General features: G+C 59.9%; 15 protein-coding genes. 8 read left to right on the forward strand and 7 right to left on the reverse strand.

The window, feature by feature from the left end:
• Positions 1-12 precede the first annotated feature (12 nt).
• Positions 13-1,245 carry a PLP-dependent aspartate aminotransferase family protein gene (locus tag X743_RS150900; RefSeq protein ID WP_023766629.1) on the reverse strand — a complete coding sequence of 411 codons (1,233 nt, stop codon included), beginning with the start codon at positions 1,243-1,245 and terminating at the stop codon, positions 13-15.
• Between the two features lie 74 nt (positions 1,246-1,319).
• Between X743_RS150900 and X743_RS150895 the strand changes: the two genes are divergently transcribed.
• The 4 genes from X743_RS150895 (at position 1,320) to X743_RS150880 (ending at position 6,880) form a co-directional block, all read left to right on the forward strand.
• Positions 1,320-2,825, forward strand: coding sequence for a PLP-dependent aminotransferase family protein (locus X743_RS150895; protein ID WP_031257864.1), 1,506 nt, complete (start codon positions 1,320-1,322; stop codon positions 2,823-2,825).
• A 159-nt stretch (positions 2,826-2,984) separates the two neighbouring features.
• Positions 2,985-3,476 (forward strand): MOSC domain-containing protein, encoded by a 492-nt coding sequence (locus X743_RS150890; RefSeq protein ID WP_023758446.1) that lies wholly within the window; start codon positions 2,985-2,987, stop codon positions 3,474-3,476.
• Positions 3,477-3,481: 5 nt separating this feature from the next.
• Positions 3,482-4,432, forward strand: coding sequence for a PDR/VanB family oxidoreductase (locus X743_RS150885; RefSeq protein ID WP_023766631.1), 951 nt, complete (start codon positions 3,482-3,484; stop codon positions 4,430-4,432).
• Positions 4,433-4,483: 51 nt separating this feature from the next.
• Entirely contained in the window at positions 4,484-6,880 is a 2,397-nt protein-coding gene (locus X743_RS150880) for a transketolase (protein WP_023766632.1), read from the forward strand.
• A 169-nt stretch (positions 6,881-7,049) separates the two neighbouring features.
• Here X743_RS150880 and X743_RS150875 read toward each other — a convergent pair whose 3' ends face one another.
• The 3 genes from X743_RS150875 to gmd all read right to left on the reverse strand — a co-directional run bounded on the left by X743_RS150875 (position 7,050) and on the right by gmd (position 10,837).
• Entirely contained in the window at positions 7,050-8,471 is a 1,422-nt protein-coding gene (locus tag X743_RS150875) for a phosphomannomutase (RefSeq protein ID WP_023766633.1), read from the reverse strand.
• Positions 8,472-8,822: 351 nt separating this feature from the next.
• Positions 8,823-9,767 carry a GDP-L-fucose synthase gene (locus tag X743_RS150870; protein ID WP_023766634.1) on the reverse strand — a complete coding sequence of 315 codons (945 nt, stop codon included), beginning with the start codon at positions 9,765-9,767 and terminating at the stop codon, positions 8,823-8,825.
• The gene (gene gmd / locus X743_RS150865) at positions 9,767-10,837 is read right to left on the reverse strand and encodes a GDP-mannose 4,6-dehydratase (RefSeq protein WP_023692482.1); all 1,071 of its coding nucleotides are present in this window, start codon (positions 10,835-10,837) and stop codon (positions 9,767-9,769) included. The genes X743_RS150870 and gmd overlap by 1 nt, the downstream gene beginning before the upstream one ends.
• Before the next feature lie 973 nt (positions 10,838-11,810).
• Here gmd and X743_RS150860 point away from each other — a divergent pair.
• Complete coding sequence (locus X743_RS150860; protein WP_023766635.1) at positions 11,811-12,797, forward strand: nodulation protein NodZ; 987 nt, start codon at positions 11,811-11,813, stop codon at positions 12,795-12,797.
• Here X743_RS150860 and X743_RS1000000172135 read toward each other — a convergent pair.
• Positions 12,790-13,047 (reverse strand): hypothetical protein, encoded by a 258-nt coding sequence (locus X743_RS1000000172135; protein ID WP_156934445.1) that lies wholly within the window; start codon positions 13,045-13,047, stop codon positions 12,790-12,792. The genes X743_RS150860 and X743_RS1000000172135 overlap by 8 nt on opposite strands.
• On the opposite strand from X743_RS1000000172135, the gene X743_RS150855 reads away from it, so the two are divergent.
• Both X743_RS150855 and X743_RS1000000173370 read left to right on the forward strand, forming a co-directional pair.
• Complete coding sequence (locus X743_RS150855; protein WP_023766636.1) at positions 13,037-14,452, forward strand: mannose-1-phosphate guanylyltransferase/mannose-6-phosphate isomerase; 1,416 nt, start codon at positions 13,037-13,039, stop codon at positions 14,450-14,452. The genes X743_RS1000000172135 and X743_RS150855 overlap by 11 nt on opposite strands.
• A gap of 437 nt (positions 14,453-14,889) precedes the next feature.
• Complete coding sequence (locus tag X743_RS1000000173370; protein WP_245264246.1) at positions 14,890-15,231, forward strand: hypothetical protein; 342 nt, start codon at positions 14,890-14,892, stop codon at positions 15,229-15,231.
• Here the strand turns inward: X743_RS1000000173370 and X743_RS1000000173375 are convergent.
• Complete coding sequence (locus tag X743_RS1000000173375; protein ID WP_023766638.1) at positions 15,228-15,623, reverse strand: ThiF family adenylyltransferase; 396 nt, start codon at positions 15,621-15,623, stop codon at positions 15,228-15,230. The two genes, X743_RS1000000173370 and X743_RS1000000173375, sit on opposite strands and share 4 nt — an antisense overlap.
• Positions 15,607-15,993, reverse strand: a complete 387-nt coding sequence (locus X743_RS1000000173380; protein WP_245264247.1) for an E2 ligase fold family C protein — start codon at positions 15,991-15,993, stop codon at positions 15,607-15,609. The genes X743_RS1000000173375 and X743_RS1000000173380 overlap by 17 nt, the downstream gene beginning before the upstream one ends.
• On the opposite strand from X743_RS1000000173380, the gene X743_RS1000000173385 reads away from it, so the two are divergent.
• On the forward strand, positions 15,962-16,255 hold the full coding sequence (locus tag X743_RS1000000173385; RefSeq protein WP_023766639.1) for a hypothetical protein: 294 nt from the start codon (positions 15,962-15,964) through the stop codon (positions 16,253-16,255). The genes X743_RS1000000173380 and X743_RS1000000173385 overlap by 32 nt on opposite strands.
• Positions 16,256-16,324 lie beyond the last annotated feature (69 nt).

Consider the following 16,324-nt stretch of genomic DNA (forward strand, 5'->3'; position numbering starts at 1 on the left):
CACGCCAGGTCATTACAAGACGTCCAAAGCCCGCCGCAGATCGGCGATCAGGTCATCAGCGTCTTCAAGCCCCACCGAGAGACGCATGAGATCCTCGCCGACTCCATCGGCCAAATGGGCATCCTTGCGGATCGGCTGCCGAGCACGGGTGAGGCTTGCTGGATGATAGATGAGGCTGTCGGCATCGCCGAGGCTGACGGCGCGAGTGATCAGGTTGAGCCGGTCCATCATCCGGCGCGCTCCTTCGTATCCAGCGTGGAGGCCAAAGGCCAACATGCCCGATCCGTTGGACATCTGTTTTCGCGCCGTCACCTGATCAGGGTGCGAGTCGAGGAACGGATAACTCACAAATGCCACCGCCGGGTGCGCTTCCAGCGCCCGAGCCACCGCAAGGGCTGTGGCGCTGTGCCGTTCCATACGCAGCGTCAGCGTCTTGAGACCGCGCAGGATTAGGAAAGCTGACATGGGCGAGAGCGCTGCGCCGGTGATGTAGCGCAGGCCCGTTTCATGCAGCGTACGGAGCGTCTGGGCGTCGCCGAGAAGCGCCCCGCCAAGGGCATCGCCATGACCATTGATGTACTTGGTCATCGAATGGAGCACGATGTCCGCCCCGTGCTCAAGCGGTCGCTGGAGCGCGGGCGAGGCGAAGGTGCTGTCGACTGCAACCCTTACACCGCGCGCGTGAGCGCGCTCGGCAATTGCCGCTATGTCGAGGATGCGGCTCAGCGGATTCACCGGCGTCTCGAAGAAAACCAGCCGCGTCCGCTCGGTGATCGCAGCATCGAGATTGTGGGGATTTGACAGATCGACCGCGACGACCTTGATGCCGAAGCGGGGGACCGCCTGTTCGACCATGGCAAGCGTGTTCGCATAAAGCGTCTTGTGGACGATGAGTTCATCGCCCTGGGACAGGAGCGACAGGATCAGAGTGCCGAAGGCCGCCATCCCCGAGGCAACAACCAGCCCCGCCTCGGCTCCTTCCAGATTCGCGAGCCGCTGCTCGAGGATCTCGGTCGTGGGATTGTATTCGCGCGCATAGAGCCGTCCACCAAGGGCGGCGGCGGCATCGTTTGCTGCCACGCTTTCGAACCCATAGGTTGACGTCAGGAACACTGGCGGCTGGACGGCATTGGAAAAGTCGGCCGGATCGTAGCCATGATGGATCGCCCGGGTGGCAAATCCGGGGCTGGTGCGGTTGAGCGACCCCGTGGGAGCATCGGTTTCGGATTGATGGGAGCTGGTCATTCGGCCTCTGCGATCTCTCTTGGGGTTCCGAAAGATTGACGGCAACCTGGCCAATGTGAAATATCCAGTTGGCGATGAAAGAGATGGTCCAGTCTTCAAGTGCCGGGTCTGCAGCGCGCTCGCACGCGATGGGTGCACGCCAGATATACGAAGCCCTTCGCGAGCAAATCCTCGGCGGCGTCTACGAAACCGGCAGTCAGTTGCCATCCTCCCGGGCCCTGGCAAATGACCTCGGCGTTTCGCGAACCACGGTGACGGTCGCCTATGAGCAACTGGCTGCGGAGGGTTTCATCGAAGTCCGTCAAGGCGCACGACCTCGCGTTGCGTCTTCGTTGATGGGCCATGGGACGGGGCGCACTCACGCGCAACGGGTCGGCCCGATCCACCTGTCCGCATATGGCGAGCGGCTGCGCGCGACGTCACCCTGGCCAGATTATCTGCCGACTGGGCTGAAGGTCGAGTTCCGCTATGGCGATCTCGCGCCGTCGGATTTCCCTTCATTGGTCTGGAAACGCGCGATGAACGAGGCGATGGGGCAGCGCCCGCTGCGTCTTGCCTATGACGATCCTCGCGGCTCGCGCCGGCTTCGCCAGGCGCTTCAGGGCTATCTCTGGCGCGCCCGGACCCTGAGCTGCGACCTCGACCAGATCATAGTTGTGAACGGTTCGCAGCAGGGCCTTGATCTGTGCGCGCGCCTGCTTCTCGATCCCGCCGACCGTTTCGTCATCGAGGATCCGTGCTACAGGATGGCGCGTCAGGTCTTTGCCAGTACGGGTGCCTCACCCATCCCGGTCATCGTCGACGAAGACGGGATGAGGACCGAGTTGCTGGCGGGGATCGGAGCACGACTGGCTTATGTGACGCCATCGCATCAGTTTCCGCTGGGCGGCGTCATGCCGATCGCGCGCCGCCATCAGCTTCTGAAATGGGCGCGGCACAACAACGCCTATGTGATCGAGGATGACTACGACAGCGAATATCGCTACGACATCAATCCGGTCCCTCCGCTGCACAGTCTCGAGGACCACGGGGCTGTCGTCTACCTCGGCACGATCTCCAAAACGCTCTCGCCGATGCTGCGCATCGGCTACCTCGTCGTCCCGCCCGAATTGCAGGAGGTCTTCGCAACCGCCAAACAATTCGCAGACCGGCATTCGCCGGTCGCTGAACAGGAAGCGCTGGCATCGTTGATCGAGAGCGGCGGCTACGAAAGCCATGTGCGCCGTGTGCGCAGGCTGAACGGCGAGCGTCGGGAAACGTTGTTGGGTGCCTTGCAGCACAGCTTCGGGGATCGCATCACTGTCCAGGGAGCAGATGCGGGACTGCACGTCGCGGTTTGGTTCAATGACCTGCCACGATCGCGGGAAACGGCCTTGGTCGAATCCGCCCGCGACGCTGGCCTGGGGCTACACCTGATCTCGCCGCTCTACGAACGGCCATCGGACCAAGGCCGCACCGATCGCGTCGGACTTGTCATGGGCTATGCCGCCTTGAGCATTCGGCAGATCGGGAAGGGCGTTGAGGTCCTGCGAGAGGTTGTCAAGCAGGTGCAAGACGCGATGCCGGCGCGGAACAACTGAGACGGGGCGACGCCGAAAGCTGGCGCTGAAAACGGTCCGAGGGCCCCCCGTATTTCTTTCCAAACAGCCAACTGGACCGGGAAAATGCCATGCAACTGGCGCTGTTGATCAGGCCAGTTTTGCAGCAGGTTTCCACGAGACGAATTTCCGAGAGCGATGATGACCTGGCGAGGAAAGCTGCTTCACGTCCATATCGCGCCTGCCGCCTCCTATGAAATGGAGGAGCTGGCGCAGGCGCAGCTTATTGCCGGCCAAGGCATTGTCGGAGACCGCTACTACCTGGGGACGGGGACCTATTCCGCGCGTCCTGACGTTCGCGAAGTGACGCTGATCGAAGCTGAAGTCTTGGACGCCATCGCGCAGGGCGAACCCAGAATTCCGGGCTTCAAGGCCAAGCTCGCACCCGAAGATCACCGGCGCAATCTGACGACACGAGGCGTTCCGCTTAGCCATCTTGTCGGCAAACGCTTCCGGGTCGGGGAAACGATTCTCAGGGCCGCCCGGATGAATGTGCCGTGCAAGTATATCGAGGAGTTGCTCGGGCTTCCGGGTCTCTACGAGGGGCTTCTGAACCGCTCCGGCCTGAACTGCACAATCGAGGTCGGGGGCGTGATCCGCCCCGGTGATCTGATCTTGCCCATCGACGAGTGAACGCCATGGCCTCGCCGCGCATCATCATGAAGCTGACCGTGACCGCCGCCCGCAAGGAGCCGGGCGACGTGCTGGTCATCGACCTGAAACACCCACGCAAACCTGTGCTGCCGGCGTTCGAAGCGGGTTCTCACGTCGACGTCCATCTGCCTGAAGGGAAGGTGCGTCAGTATTCACTTTGCGGCGACCCGACCGAGCTTGGCCGCTACACCATCGCGGTGAAGCGCGAGAATGACGGCCGTGGCGGCTCGGCCTGGATCCACGAAACCATTGCCGTCGGCTCCACACTGCCTGTCTCCGCGCCACGCAACCATTTTGCGCTCAAGCCAGGCGAGGGGCCGACTTTGCTGCTGGCAGGGGGAATCGGGATCACCCCGATTCTGGCCATGGCGCGCGCGCTCACCCGGCAGGCCAAGCCCTTCGAGTTGCACTATTTCACCCGCAGCCGGGCGCTCACGCCACTCTTGGCGGCGATCGGGAGCGATCTTCCTGGCGGCAATGTGCGGATCTATTTCGACGACGAGCCTCAGACCCGGCAGAACATCGCCGCGCTGCTGGCGAACCGTTCGGACGACGCGCAGACATACTACTGCGGACCGCCTGGCTTCATGGCGGTTGTGGGGCGCGCGGCTCAACACTGGCCCGAGGGTACTGTTCATTTCGAAACTTTCCAGCCTCCCGAGTTTGATGGCGCGCCACCGGAACCGTTCGTCATAGAACTGGCTGAGGGCAGGGTGGTTGAGGTTTCGGCTGAGACCACGGCACTGGCCGCCTTGCGTGCGGCCGGTGTGCCGTTGATGGCCTCGTGTGAGAACGGGGTGTGCGGGACCTGCGAATGCGCAATGCTGGCGGGACAGCCGATCCATCGGGATGCCGTCCTGTCCAAGGAGGCACGCGGCCACCGCTTCATCCCCTGCGTGTCGCGCGCGACAGGTGTGTTGAAACTCGATCTTTGACCATTTGGGCGGGGGTCCTGTGAGACCGGCAGCTGATTTGCGGGAAACTGAATGACGAGGAAACTGGAATATCTGCACGAGATCGAGCGCTGCGTCTCCTGGCTCGCAGCCTGGACGATCCACCACGCCAACCACGTCCGCGAGGGCGATGAGATCAAGGTCGGGGGGCATCAGGCCTCGTCCGCGTCGCTGAGTACCATCATGACCGCGCTCTACGGTTCGGTCCTGCGCCCGCAGGATCGGGTGGCGGTCAAACCCCATGCGGCGCCGATCTTCCATGCACTTCAGTATCTGGCGGGCAACCAGACCCACGAAAAGCTCATGAACTTCCGCGGCTACAAGGGCGCGCAGAGCTACCCTTCGCGGACGAAGGATGTCGACGATGTCGACTTCTCGACCGGGTCGGTGGGTCTCGGCGTTGCTCAGACGCTGTTCTCGTCGCTGGTGCAGGACTACGTCTCGGGTCACGGCTGGATGAAGGAGCGTGCCGAGGGCCGAATGGTCAGCCTGATCGGCGACGCCGAGATGGATGAGGGCAACATCTACGAGGCCCTGATCGAAGGCTGGAAGCACGGGCTCAGGAACTGCTGGTGGGTGGTCGACTACAATCGCCAGTCGCTCGACGCCGTGATCCGGGAGGGCCTCTGGCAGCGTTTCGAGCAGATTTTTCGCAACTTCGGCTGGGATGTGATGGTCCTGCGCCACGGGGCTCTGCAAGAGGCTGCCTTTGCCGAGCCGGGGGGCGAGAAGCTGCTCGAGTGGATAGAGCGCTGTCCGAACCAGCTCTATTCGGCGCTGACCTTCCAAGGGGGTGCTGCCTGGCGCAAGCGGCTGCTCGACGAGATCGGAGACCAAGGGCCGGTCACCACTCTGATCGAACGCCGCTCCGACGACGAGTTGCAGGCGTTGATGACGAACCTTGGCGGGCATGACATGCCGAGCCTCCTCGAAGCCTTCGAGGCGGCGTCCAGGCATGACCGTCCCGTCTGCTTCATCTGCTACACCATCAAGGGCTACGGTCTGCCGCTTGCCGGACACAAGGACAACCACGCGGGGCAGATGACGCCCACGCAGATGGAAGACTACCGCCTGCAAATGGGCGTAAAGCGGGGTGAGGAGTGGGACAAATGGGCGGCCGCCACCTTGCCGGAAGCGGAACTTGACGCCTTCTTCGCAAAGGCGCCGTTCTTCAGTGAGGGGCATAGGAGGCTGTCTGCGCCGTCGGTGCCGGTGCCTGAAACCCTTCCGTCACCGGGGCAGCCCGGCAAGCCGCTCTCGACCCAGATGGGGTTCGGCCAGATCCTGAACGACATCGCACGCGAGCGCAGTCTGCTTGCCGACCGCATTGTCACCACCTCGCCCGATGTGACGGTCTCGACCAATCTCGGTGGCTGGGTCAACCGGCGCGGCCTTTTCGCCCGGGAGACCATGGCGGACACCTTCAAGGCCGAACGCATTCCGTCGACCTTTACCTGGGAATTTGGGCCGAAGGGGCAGCACCTCGAGCTCGGGATCGCCGAGTCGAACCTGATGATCATGCTCGGGGCGCTCGGTCTCTCGCACTCGATCAATGGCGTGCGCCTGCTGCCGATCGGGACAGTCTATGATCCCTTCATCTACCGATCGGCCGACCAGCTAAACTACGCCTGCTATCAGGATGCGCGCTTCATGCTGGTCGCAACGCCCTCGGGCGTGACGCTAGCGCCCGAGGGCGGAGCACACCAGTCGATCGGCACCCCATTGATCGGCATGGCGCAGGATGGGCTTTGCGCCTTCGAACCGGCCTTCGTCGACGAACTGTCCGTGATCATGCGCTTTGCCTTCGATTACATGCAACGTAATGGCGAGGGGGATCCGGATGAGACGACGTGGCTGCGTGATCAGACCGGAGGATCGGTCTATCTTCGCCTGTCAACCCGGCCGCTCGAGCAGCCGCTGCGCGACATGAACCCGGCGCTCGCGCGGGACATCGTCAATGGCGCCTATTGGCTGCGTCCGCCTGGGCCCAACGCGAGTGTCGTCATTGCTTATCAAGGCGTCGTCGCACCGGAGGCGATTGCCGCGACGGGTCTTCTGGCGGAGGACCGGCGCGATGTCGGGCTGCTCGCGATCACCTCCGCGGACCGGCTTAATGCGGGCTGGCAGGCGGCGGAACGTGCCCGGCAGCGTGGCGCGATTGGCGCCCTGAGTCATATCGAGCGGCTGCTCGCGCCGCTATCGCGTGACTGCGGCATCGTCACCGTGATCGACGGCCACCCGGCGACGCTCGCGTGGCTCGGTGGGGTTAACGGGCATCGCGTGAAGGCGCTCGGGGTCGAGCAGTTCGGCCAGACGGGGACTATTGCGGACCTATACCGTCACCACGGCCTGGACACCAACGCCATCGTACATGCGGCGCAGGCGGTCAGTGCGGGACCGGCTGTTCGCTACCGGAAGGCGCTGCCTTGACCATGAGCTACCGGATGCTCCGTGGCTGGTACGGATCGGCTGTTTCCACGGGCGTTCCGGTTCGCTTCAAAGCGGACAGGGGCCGGGACACTGTGGACGTTCTGATCGCGCTTGAGTAGCTTGTGCGACCCCGAGGGTCACCTGGAATACGCAGGGAGGCGGCTTTTATTTAGCCTTGCGTCCAATTACGAATTCGATCCAATCCAGTCCGGAGCAAAAGCTCCGCGTCCTCCCGATTTTCGGCTTCGACGTAGCACCGCATTTCCGGGGCATTTCCGGATGGACGCAAATGCAAGACACGCTTATCCGCGAGAGTGATACGAAGTCCGTCAACATCGCTAACCTTGCTTACCACTCCAATCGACCCGACGAAGGCGGCGATGTTAGTTTCCGCTGTACGAAGGTATGTCATGAGGCGAGTGCTGCTTTCGACGGAAAAATTTTCCAAGCGATCCGCCGCCGCTGCCGGCAATTGAAAGGAACTGCCAATCTCCGACAGTGGCTGCCCACTTGTACTAACAAGGGAAAGTGCCGCGAGGATGGGGAGAAAACTGTCGCGTGTAGGTAGCGCTGGCAGTTTAGTTCCGTTCGGGTCAAAGTCCGTGCCGGTCAACAAACCACCGTTTGCTTCGAAACCAACCACGCGCTCGTGACCCGACGCAACCAAATCGAGCATGGCAGCAATAACAAATGGCGATCCAACCTTGGTACGCACGACTTTAAAAGAACCTGCGGTCTCGATACCAGAGTTTGATGTGACCGGCGTGACGACTGCCTTTGCTTGCAGGAAGTTCGCCGTAATCAGGCCTAACAAATCACCGCGAAGGGGGTCTCCGTGGTCGTCAGCTACCAGTGGGCGGTCACCATCGCCATCTGCCGAGACGACCGCATCAAGCCGATGCTCTTTGGCCCAGAGCTTGAACTGTTGAGCAGTCTCGTCAGAGACCGCTTCAGTGTCGACAGGAATGAAACCTTCCGAACGTCCCAGGGTTACGACCGTAGCACAGTGATATGAGAGAATGTCAACCAAGAGATCGCGCGCGACTGTGCTGTGCTGATATACGCCCACCGTTAAGCCCTTTAGAGCATTAATCTCCATAAGCTTTCGATTGCGCGCCATGAAAAAGGCCTTGCATTCGGCCTCCCGGTGCTGCCGACGTGCAACAGCACCTTCAAGGACGTATCCGCGCTTCTCCAACTGCAAGGCGATGCGCGTTATCTCCCGCTCATCACCCTTGTCGATCTCACCGTCGGGTCGATAGAATTTTATTCCATTACGGTCGGCCGGAATGTGCGAGCCTGTGATCATCAAACAACCACTCTTACGCGCCTGAGCATACAGTGCCAGGGCAGGGGTGGGGACTGCGCCGCAATCGACTACGATGAAGCCGAGCGCGGACAGTGCCGCCGCACAGACGGCGGCGATGGCCGGACTCGAGGCGCGAAAGTCGCGCCCTATGAGTATCTCGTCGCCAATTCTGGCCAGGCCGGATTCCAGCAGGAATGTCGCGAATGCCGTTGCATATAGGGCAGAGGCGGCTCCTGCCAATTCTGTCGCCAGGCCCCGTAATCCACTTGTTCCGAATTTCATACCAAATCCGACGTTGCTAACCGGGTTTTGAAGGTAACAGGCTCAAACTTTGGCTCGTCCGGAATGCCCATCGACAGATCCCTCGGACGAGAACAAGAAGTACATTCGGTTACCGTAGACGCGTTCGGTTATCGACGGTTACCTTGTGAGGATTGACGCAGTCGGCGTCGGCGTGGGCAGCGCACCGTGACCTTCACGGCGACGAGGTTGGAGCGGATGGGGTCCGGGTCCGGCAGGGCTCCTCGCGGCTGGCTCACCTGAGCGCTATCGCCATCGAGTGATTGTCTCAGTCTACATTAGCTCTGGGTCCCGAAAGCGCGTACAGGCCTGAGACGCAGCAAATCCTCTTATCTATCGCCGTTCGGTGTAGCTCCCGTTCAGAAATGCATGATAGACACTCTCGATGCCTTCCATGAGAGTGATCTTTGCTGCCCACCCCAAAGTGCGCAGCTTGTCGACGCTCATCAGCTTTCGCGGTGTACCGTCAGGTCTAGAGTGATCATGCGCGATCTCCCCAGTAAATCCGACTACACGGCAGATCATTCTAGTCAGCTCTAGGATCGTGATGTCCTGTCCGCAGCCGAGATTGACGTGATCATGGTCAGAGTAGTTCTTCAGAAGGAAGACTAATGCGTCGGCGCAGTCGTCGACGTGCATGAATTCCCGACGTGGTGTGCCCGTGCCCCAGATGGTGATTTGCTTATCACTTATGAGCTTAGCTTCATGCGCTTTCCGGATCAGCGCTGGGATGACGTGGCTTGACTGCAAGTCATAATTGTCGCCTGGCCCGTAGAGATTCGTCGGCATAGCGGAGATGTAGTCACGGCCATATTGCTGGCGATAGGCTTGAGCCATTTTGATGCCGGTGATCTTGGCGACGGCGTAGCATTCGTTGGTGCGCTCTAGTGGCCCGGTCAATAGCGCGCTTTCAGGAATGGGCTGTGGTGCCATCTTCGGATAGATGCAAGACGAGCCGAGGAAGAGGACGCGGTCGACATTGTTTTCGTGGGCTGCCGCGAAGATATTGGCCTCGATCATCAGATTGTCGTAAAGAAAGTCGACCGGATAGGTGGCGTTCGCGAGAATACCACCTACCTTTGCCGCCGCCATAACAATAGCGTCCGGTTTCGTCACTGCCACGAAGTTTTCAACCTCGGTCTGTCGCTTGAGGTCTAGCTCTCCCCGAGGGGCGGCCACAACTTTGCAGTCTTCAGACGCGAGTCGGCGTACAACAGCGCTGCCCACCATACCTTTGTGGCCAGCGACCCACACGGTTTTTCCGTTCAGATCATACATTACGCTTCCTTCATGACTACAGATGTCTGCATGACCTTCAGGTCTTCGCGTACCATTTCCGCAGCAAGCTCGCGCACGGATGTCTCATGCACCCAGCCGAGCTTCTCCTTCGCCTTGGTAGCGTCACCCAGGAGAAGATCGACTTCCGTGGGGCGGAAGTAGCGTGGGTCCACTTGGACTAGGCATCTGCCGCTCGCTACATCATAGCCCTTTTCGCCGACACCCTTGCCACGCCATTCGATCTCGACGCCGATATCTTCGAAAGCCCACTCGACGAATTGGCGGACAGGAGTCGTTTTGCCCGTAGCCAGCACGTAATCATCCGGTTGATCCTGCTGTATCATCATCCACATACCTCGCACGTACTCACGCGCATGGCCCCAATCGCGTTGAGCATCGAGATTGCCGAGATAAAGCTTGTCCTGCTTGCCCAGGTAGATAGCAGCGGCAGCGCGGCTGATCTTGCGCGTCACAAAAGTTTCGCCACGAAGGGGGCTTTCGTGATTAAAAAGAATGCCGTTGGAAGCGTGCATACCATAGCCCTCGCGATAATTGACGACCATCCAGTAGGCGTAGAGCTTGGCGGCGGCGTAAGGGCTGCGCGGATAAAAGGGCGTCGTTTCGTTCTGCGGTACGGACTGCACGAGGCCGTATAGCTCCGAAGTCGAGGCTTGATAGAAGCGGGTCTTGTCCGTCAGACCGAGGAGGCGAATCGCCTCAAGGAGTCGCAATGTACCGATACCGTCCGCGTTTGCTGTGTACTCAGGTGTTTCGAACGACACCTGCACATGGCTCTGAGCAGCCAAGTTGTAAATTTCGTCTGGCTGAGATTCCTGAACCACGCGGATGAGGTTAGTCGAATCAGTGAGGTCACCGTAATGCAAGATCAAGCGCGGATCGGATTCGTGCGGGTCTTGGTAGAGGTCTTCGATACGACCCGTGTTGAAGGAAGAGGAACGTCGCTTAATCCCATGAACGATGTAGCCTTTTTTGAGAAGAAGACGGGCAAGATAGGCACCATCCTGTCCAGTTATGCCCGTAATAAGAGCAACTTTCCTGCTATCGCCCATTCTATTCCTGCTCTATTAAAGTTTAAAGTTTCGGCTCCGGCTCGCCACGCCGACACAATGTGGGGCCAGCCCCGTGCGCTATGGAGCACTTCGACACATGCGGCGCGAAGCTCGTCATGACAGTCCGCCAGCCGAGCACACCTCTTGCTTGGAAGTCACATCAACATAGAGTTGCGCCGCTAACCGTCGGCTTCGTACATGCGGTCTGAGTGCCGCTCAGCTCACGCCGTGAGCGACATGTACTCCCAGCACCTTGCAGCTGATTTGCTCATCCATCAGCGAGTGAGGACGCCTTTCTTTCTTGCTTCAGCGTCTTCTAATGGGAATTGTTTGAATCAGTGAAATCGATTGTTTGGATAAAGTGCATCCACAGAATGGATGGTCTGACCGAGCAGCGGGGGCGCATCGCCGGCCCGGAGTCGTAGGCGCGAGCTTCCGTTCGGGGCGAGGACAAAGTTCGTGGCCGCGAGCCCTCACCACAGCATCCGGCACAGGTCGTGCAGAACTTTGGGAGCAGACTGCAGATTCTGTCGATCAGCTGGTTCCAGGCGCGTCGAGCTGTCGACCTCATCTCGCCCGGGACGGTTGCTGTATGCAGCCTTGCACCCTTGGCGTATGGCGTCGACGGAACGATTTGCTCCGGCAGGCAGTGTCGCAGCGTTCCCCGGCTGTTTCGGCTCTATTGGCCGGGCCCGCGTCAGCCGAGCCCCTTCATCATGGCATCCAACGCATGGATGGCCGGCATCCACTCAATAGATTTTACATATGCCGCGGAGGCCCAGTAGAGAAGGCTGAACCGGAAGCGAGGGCATCGGCTTCAAGCCGTGCGAGCGTCACGGGATTAGTGGGCAGTGCTGAGTGAGCTCTTCTGCCCTATGGCCCGGCCTCTGCCAAGCGCCCGGCGTCAGGGTCTATGTGTCGACTAAGGATTCCAAACCGGATGCAACCTCCTCTCTGAACGAGATTTCCGAAAATGCATGTTAGTGGAGTGGAAAAGCGCCGGTTCGTCGTCTCTCGGAGGCGTACGGGGTTCGGTGATTGTCTGTGGTCGTTGGCGGCCGCTTGGCGCTACGCGCAGTGGTCGGGACGAACTCTAGCCATCGACTGGCGGGGGGCCTGCTACCTCGACCAGCCCTTCACAAATGCGTTTCCGGTGTTCTTCCAGCCGATCAATGACATCGCTGGCGTGCCGGCTATTTCCGACGACCGGATCAACGACCTTTCCTTCCCTGGTCCATTCTTCCCGGAGTGGTGGAACAGGCCGGCGATCGAGTGCCTTTACCGGCCAGATGAGCAGATTTTCCAAGAGCGCGATGAGTTGGGCGAGCTCTTTCAGGCCGAACACGATGTCGAAGCGAACACAGTAGTGTGTGACGCTTGTCTGATGTGGCGGTGCGATGAGGATGCAGAGCGGCAGGTGTTCCAGAGTGTCAAGCCTCGGCCAGAAATTCAAGCCCGCATAGATGCCATTTATCAGGAATGTTTTGAGGGGCACAGCATCATCGGGATTCATGTTCGGCACGGTAACGGTGAAGACATCATGGAGCATGCGCCCTACTGGGCCGATCCGGAGCTCGCCGTTCGGCAAGTGTGCGCTGCAATTGACAAGGCTAAGGCGTTACCGCACCCCAGGCCTGTGCGGCTGTTCTTATGCACGGACAGCGCGCGGATACTGGATCTTCTGTCGGCCAGGTTTCCCGATCTGCTCACTGTCCCGAAGCACTTCGGATCCAATCAAGGTGGCCCCTTACACACTGCAGCACTCGGGATTGACGGCGGAATTTCCGCCCTCGTTGAGATGTATCTTCTCGGGCGCTGCGATACCGTAATTCGGTTTCCCCCGACGAGCGCCTTTACACGATATGCACGCCTTTTCGCACCACGGGTAATTGAATTCGATCTGAAAGAGCCAAGTCGTTTGACTTTGATAGAAGGCAGCCAAGTCTCTGATCTCAGTTAAGACCCGCCACCTGCGCAATTCGGCAGACGCAACCAAAGGCATAGTTGAATGCGCATTTCTCACCGACGCCAGTGGAGGCGTCGTACATTACCGATAGCGTCGTCATCTGACGCCGCCTGCAACGCGCCAGAACTTCGCTGTTACGCGGGGGCCGCAGACAAGCCAGAGCGACGGCGATCGTGACGCTGACGCTCGAAAGAACGCGGGCGATCACTCCAGAGACGAAATTGAGGTTGGTTATGAAAGTCATTCCCGTGATCATCAGCGGCGGAGCCGGATCGCGGCTATGGCCCGCCTCAAGGCAATCGCACCCCAAACCTTTCCTCAAAGTGGCGGATGGATATTCTCTCATTCAGCAGACTGTGCTGCGCGCCGCTTCGATAGAAGGTGTCGTGGAACTCGTCGCTGTGACATCCGGGGACCACCTCTTCCTGACCAAGGACGAATTTGACGAACTGGATTCCGTGGTCCTGCCACGCACCTTTCTGCTCGAGCCCGAAGCTCGGGATACGGCCGCCGCCGTGGCTGCAGCCGCGATCCATGCGAGGGCAACGCAAGGCCCTGACGCGATCCTGTGCGTCTTCCCGGCCGATCACCTGATTAGCAACCTGCCTGCGTTTCTAGACGTCATGGGCCTGGCCATGGAACATGCGAAGCTCGGGCGGATCGCCACATTGGGCGTCACCCCAACCAGACCGGACACCGCATTCGGCTACATCGAAGCAGATGGTGAGAACGTCGTCCGTTTCGTTGAAAAACCGGATCTGGAGACAGCCAAAGCCTATGTCGCGTCTCAACGCTTCTTCTGGAACGCCGGCATCTTCTGCTTCAGTGCGCAAACCATGCTCGACGAGATGGTTTTGCATTGTCCCGAGGTGCTCCAGGCCGTCGCCGACAGCTATGAGAACGGCCGCGCCAGTCAATGCCAAGGCTTTGCCAAAATCGAACTCGCGCCTGAGCATTTCGGTTCCGCGCCGCGAATCTCGCTCGACCACGCTGTCATGGAGAAGACTAACAGACTTGCCGTGATTCCCTGCGACATGGATTGGAACGACATCGGATCTTGGAACGCAATGGCCGATTTGATCGCCCCCGACGAAAGCGGGAACAGGATACGCGGCGATGTGCACATGGTCGACACGACCGGCACCTATGTGAGCTCCGACAAGCGCGTCATCGGCACGGTGGGCGTAAGCGATCTGGTGATCGTGGATTCCCCGGACGCTTTGCTTGTCACATCCCGCGACCGCGTTCAGGACGTTAAGAAGCTCTTCGAGGGCCTCAAGGCTTCGGGACATGAAGCTCATCTGGTCCATAGCACGGTACACCGGCCCTGGGGTACCTATACGGTTCTGGAGGAAGGCGAGCGCTTCAAGATCAAACGCATCGAGGTGAAGCCCGGTCGCCAGTTGAGCCTGCAGATGCACTATCATCGTTCGGAGCACTGGGTCGTGGTCAGCGGCTCCGCCAAAATCGTCAATGGCGAGCAGGAGTTGTTCCTGGGGACAAACGAATCTACTTACATCCCCTGCGGCCATAAGCATCGGCTCGAGAACCCAGGCAGAATTGACCTGGTTATCATTGAAGTGCAGAGCGGCGATTATCTCGCCGAGGATGATATCGTTCGCTTCGACGACGAATATGGTCGAACGTAGATAACAGTACAAAAAACGTTAAACGGCGAGCCGTCGCTCAAGGATCTCTGTTGTGGGTTCTGGGCCTAACATTGACAAAGCAGCGGGCCGAGCGTGTCATAGTATCCGCCCCGCACTCTCATCAGGCACTCGATGGTGGTCGAAAACATCGGTGAGCGCTTGACAGCGCGCCGTCCGCGGTAACGAAGACTTCAGATCTTTTTAGGCGGACCCGTTGCTCAGCTGTTCAACGGCACAGCCGTATTTCAGCCTGTAGGCGGCAACGAAATCCTCATCGCTGCAGATGCAGCGGCCGCTGGAATCTTTGGCTTTCGGATCATGGAGGTAAGAACCAAGGGGGCGCAGTAGATTCACGCGAGTGCTGGTCGTCGGACTCATCGGAAAACCCGCACTATGCTTGACCAGGTCTGCGGCAAGCATGATCCGGCAAGCGCTGATTGAAAGGCCATCGGAACCACGGTTCGAACGAGACGACTTCCATCGCTAAGCTGGAACACCAGACCGCCGCAGATAGCCTGCTGATAAAAGGAACGGAGGGGCTGGCCAACAAACGCGGCGAGCGGCCCAAACGGCACAGCCATCGCCGTAGCCACCCGAGCTACGAACTCATTGGGGACTCCGGTATTGGTCTGCAGGAGCGTTTTTACCTCATCGTGTGCTTCCGGCATTCCGAGTTCCTCCGCGACCAGTTGGTGTTCGTCCTTGGATTTCCCGGTCGGCATGTACATGCAGCAAAGGCAAGCCTGGCCGTCATCGAAACCATGCCGCGAGATGCCTAGATCTTGCTCCTGAGTCCAGGCGTTCGCGATCCATCGGGGCAGAGCACCTTGACAGCTAGACGGTCGGCGGCGGTGTCAAGCGCCACACCCACTCGGTCGAATACCCAGTCGCCCCGGCGCGCAACATATTCTGCCCACTTCATAGGGTGCGCCTCGACTTCAGGGGCGGTGGACCGAAGGGCGTTGGTTGCAAGGGCCGCCTTAGAGAGGCCGACCTCCGCCTGACCTGCCAACACGTAGCGCTGCAGGTTTGAGAGTTCGATAGCTTCGTGATCAACTACATGCAGGCGCCCCGACAGACCGGATTGCCTCGCCAGCGCCCAGAGCGAGCCATGGCCTATCGCGCCGAGCCCAACGAGGTGCGTTTCGCCAATCTTATTGTAGGTGCACAAAGAGAGGTCGATGTTCTCGTCCAGCTCGAGCGCCGGTCAGCTGGGAAGCAAAGATGGTTCGAAAGACGTTGGCCGCGGCGAAGCAGCTTGCGGCGCCAGCTCCAAAGGGCAGCAAGCTCGAGCCAGAGCCCACCGGGTCCGTACGCGACAGCTTTGCCGCCCAACCCTGCGATCCCATGAAAAACGTTGGGCACCGAAGTGATGGGTGCACCGCGCCTGCAGCTACACAGACCGTCGCATACTTGCCGGAACGCCGGATGCTGAATTTTGGATTGATCGACTTTGCCAAGCGCTCGAGCGCTTGGGCTTGAGAGCTCGCGACCATATCCAGGGGGACTATGGCCAGAACCGGATACAGTCTGGCAAGCAACCTGACCGTAAGGTCACGCGTCGCCTGGCCCTCGGCACACAGGCTTGTCGAGGAGCTCGTCGGCGATGTCGAAATGCACGTCGCAGAGAAGCTGCTGCCGGCGCTACGCGCCGCAATCGGCGGACATCTCGGCGAGCCGACGAAGGGCGAATGGTCCCTTAAGATCGACGCAGGCGATCTACAGACGATCAACTTTCATTATCCGACCGCGCTAGCCGCGGAAGAGTACGAAGGCATGGCCTACATTCACTCGGCGGCTTAAGCTCGAGTTCGGCGCCCGTGGCGACCCATCTACCGAACAGAAGACGACCCGTTCCTATGCGGCGGAAGA

Source organism: Mesorhizobium sp. LNHC232B00, from assembly GCF_000502435.1.
Lineage (GTDB): Bacteria > Pseudomonadota > Alphaproteobacteria > Rhizobiales > Rhizobiaceae > Mesorhizobium > Mesorhizobium opportunistum.

Bases quoted from the DNA above. Each gene is read 5' to 3' on its own strand.
- X743_RS150900 (WP_023766629.1), bottom strand. From the start codon at position 1,245: ATGACCAGCTCCCATCAATCCGAAACCGATGCTCCCACGGGGTCGCTC.
- X743_RS150895 (WP_031257864.1), top strand. From the start codon at position 1,320: ATGAAAGAGATGGTCCAGTCTTCAAGTGCCGGGTCTGCAGCGCGCTCG.
- X743_RS150890 (WP_023758446.1), top strand. From the start codon at position 2,985: ATGACCTGGCGAGGAAAGCTGCTTCACGTCCATATCGCGCCTGCCGCC.
- X743_RS150885 (WP_023766631.1), top strand. From the start codon at position 3,482: ATGGCCTCGCCGCGCATCATCATGAAGCTGACCGTGACCGCCGCCCGC.
- X743_RS150880 (WP_023766632.1), top strand. From the start codon at position 4,484: ATGACGAGGAAACTGGAATATCTGCACGAGATCGAGCGCTGCGTCTCC.
- X743_RS150875 (WP_023766633.1), bottom strand. From the start codon at position 8,471: ATGAAATTCGGAACAAGTGGATTACGGGGCCTGGCGACAGAATTGGCA.
- X743_RS150870 (WP_023766634.1), bottom strand. From the start codon at position 9,767: ATGTATGATCTGAACGGAAAAACCGTGTGGGTCGCTGGCCACAAAGGT.
- gmd (WP_023692482.1), bottom strand. From the start codon at position 10,837: ATGGGCGATAGCAGGAAAGTTGCTCTTATTACGGGCATAACTGGACAG.
- X743_RS150860 (WP_023766635.1), top strand. From the start codon at position 11,811: ATGCATGTTAGTGGAGTGGAAAAGCGCCGGTTCGTCGTCTCTCGGAGG.
- X743_RS150855 (WP_023766636.1), top strand. From the start codon at position 13,037: ATGAAAGTCATTCCCGTGATCATCAGCGGCGGAGCCGGATCGCGGCTA.
- X743_RS1000000172135 (WP_156934445.1), bottom strand. From the start codon at position 13,047: ATGACTTTCATAACCAACCTCAATTTCGTCTCTGGAGTGATCGCCCGC.
- X743_RS1000000173385 (WP_023766639.1), top strand. From the start codon at position 15,962: ATGGCCAGAACCGGATACAGTCTGGCAAGCAACCTGACCGTAAGGTCA.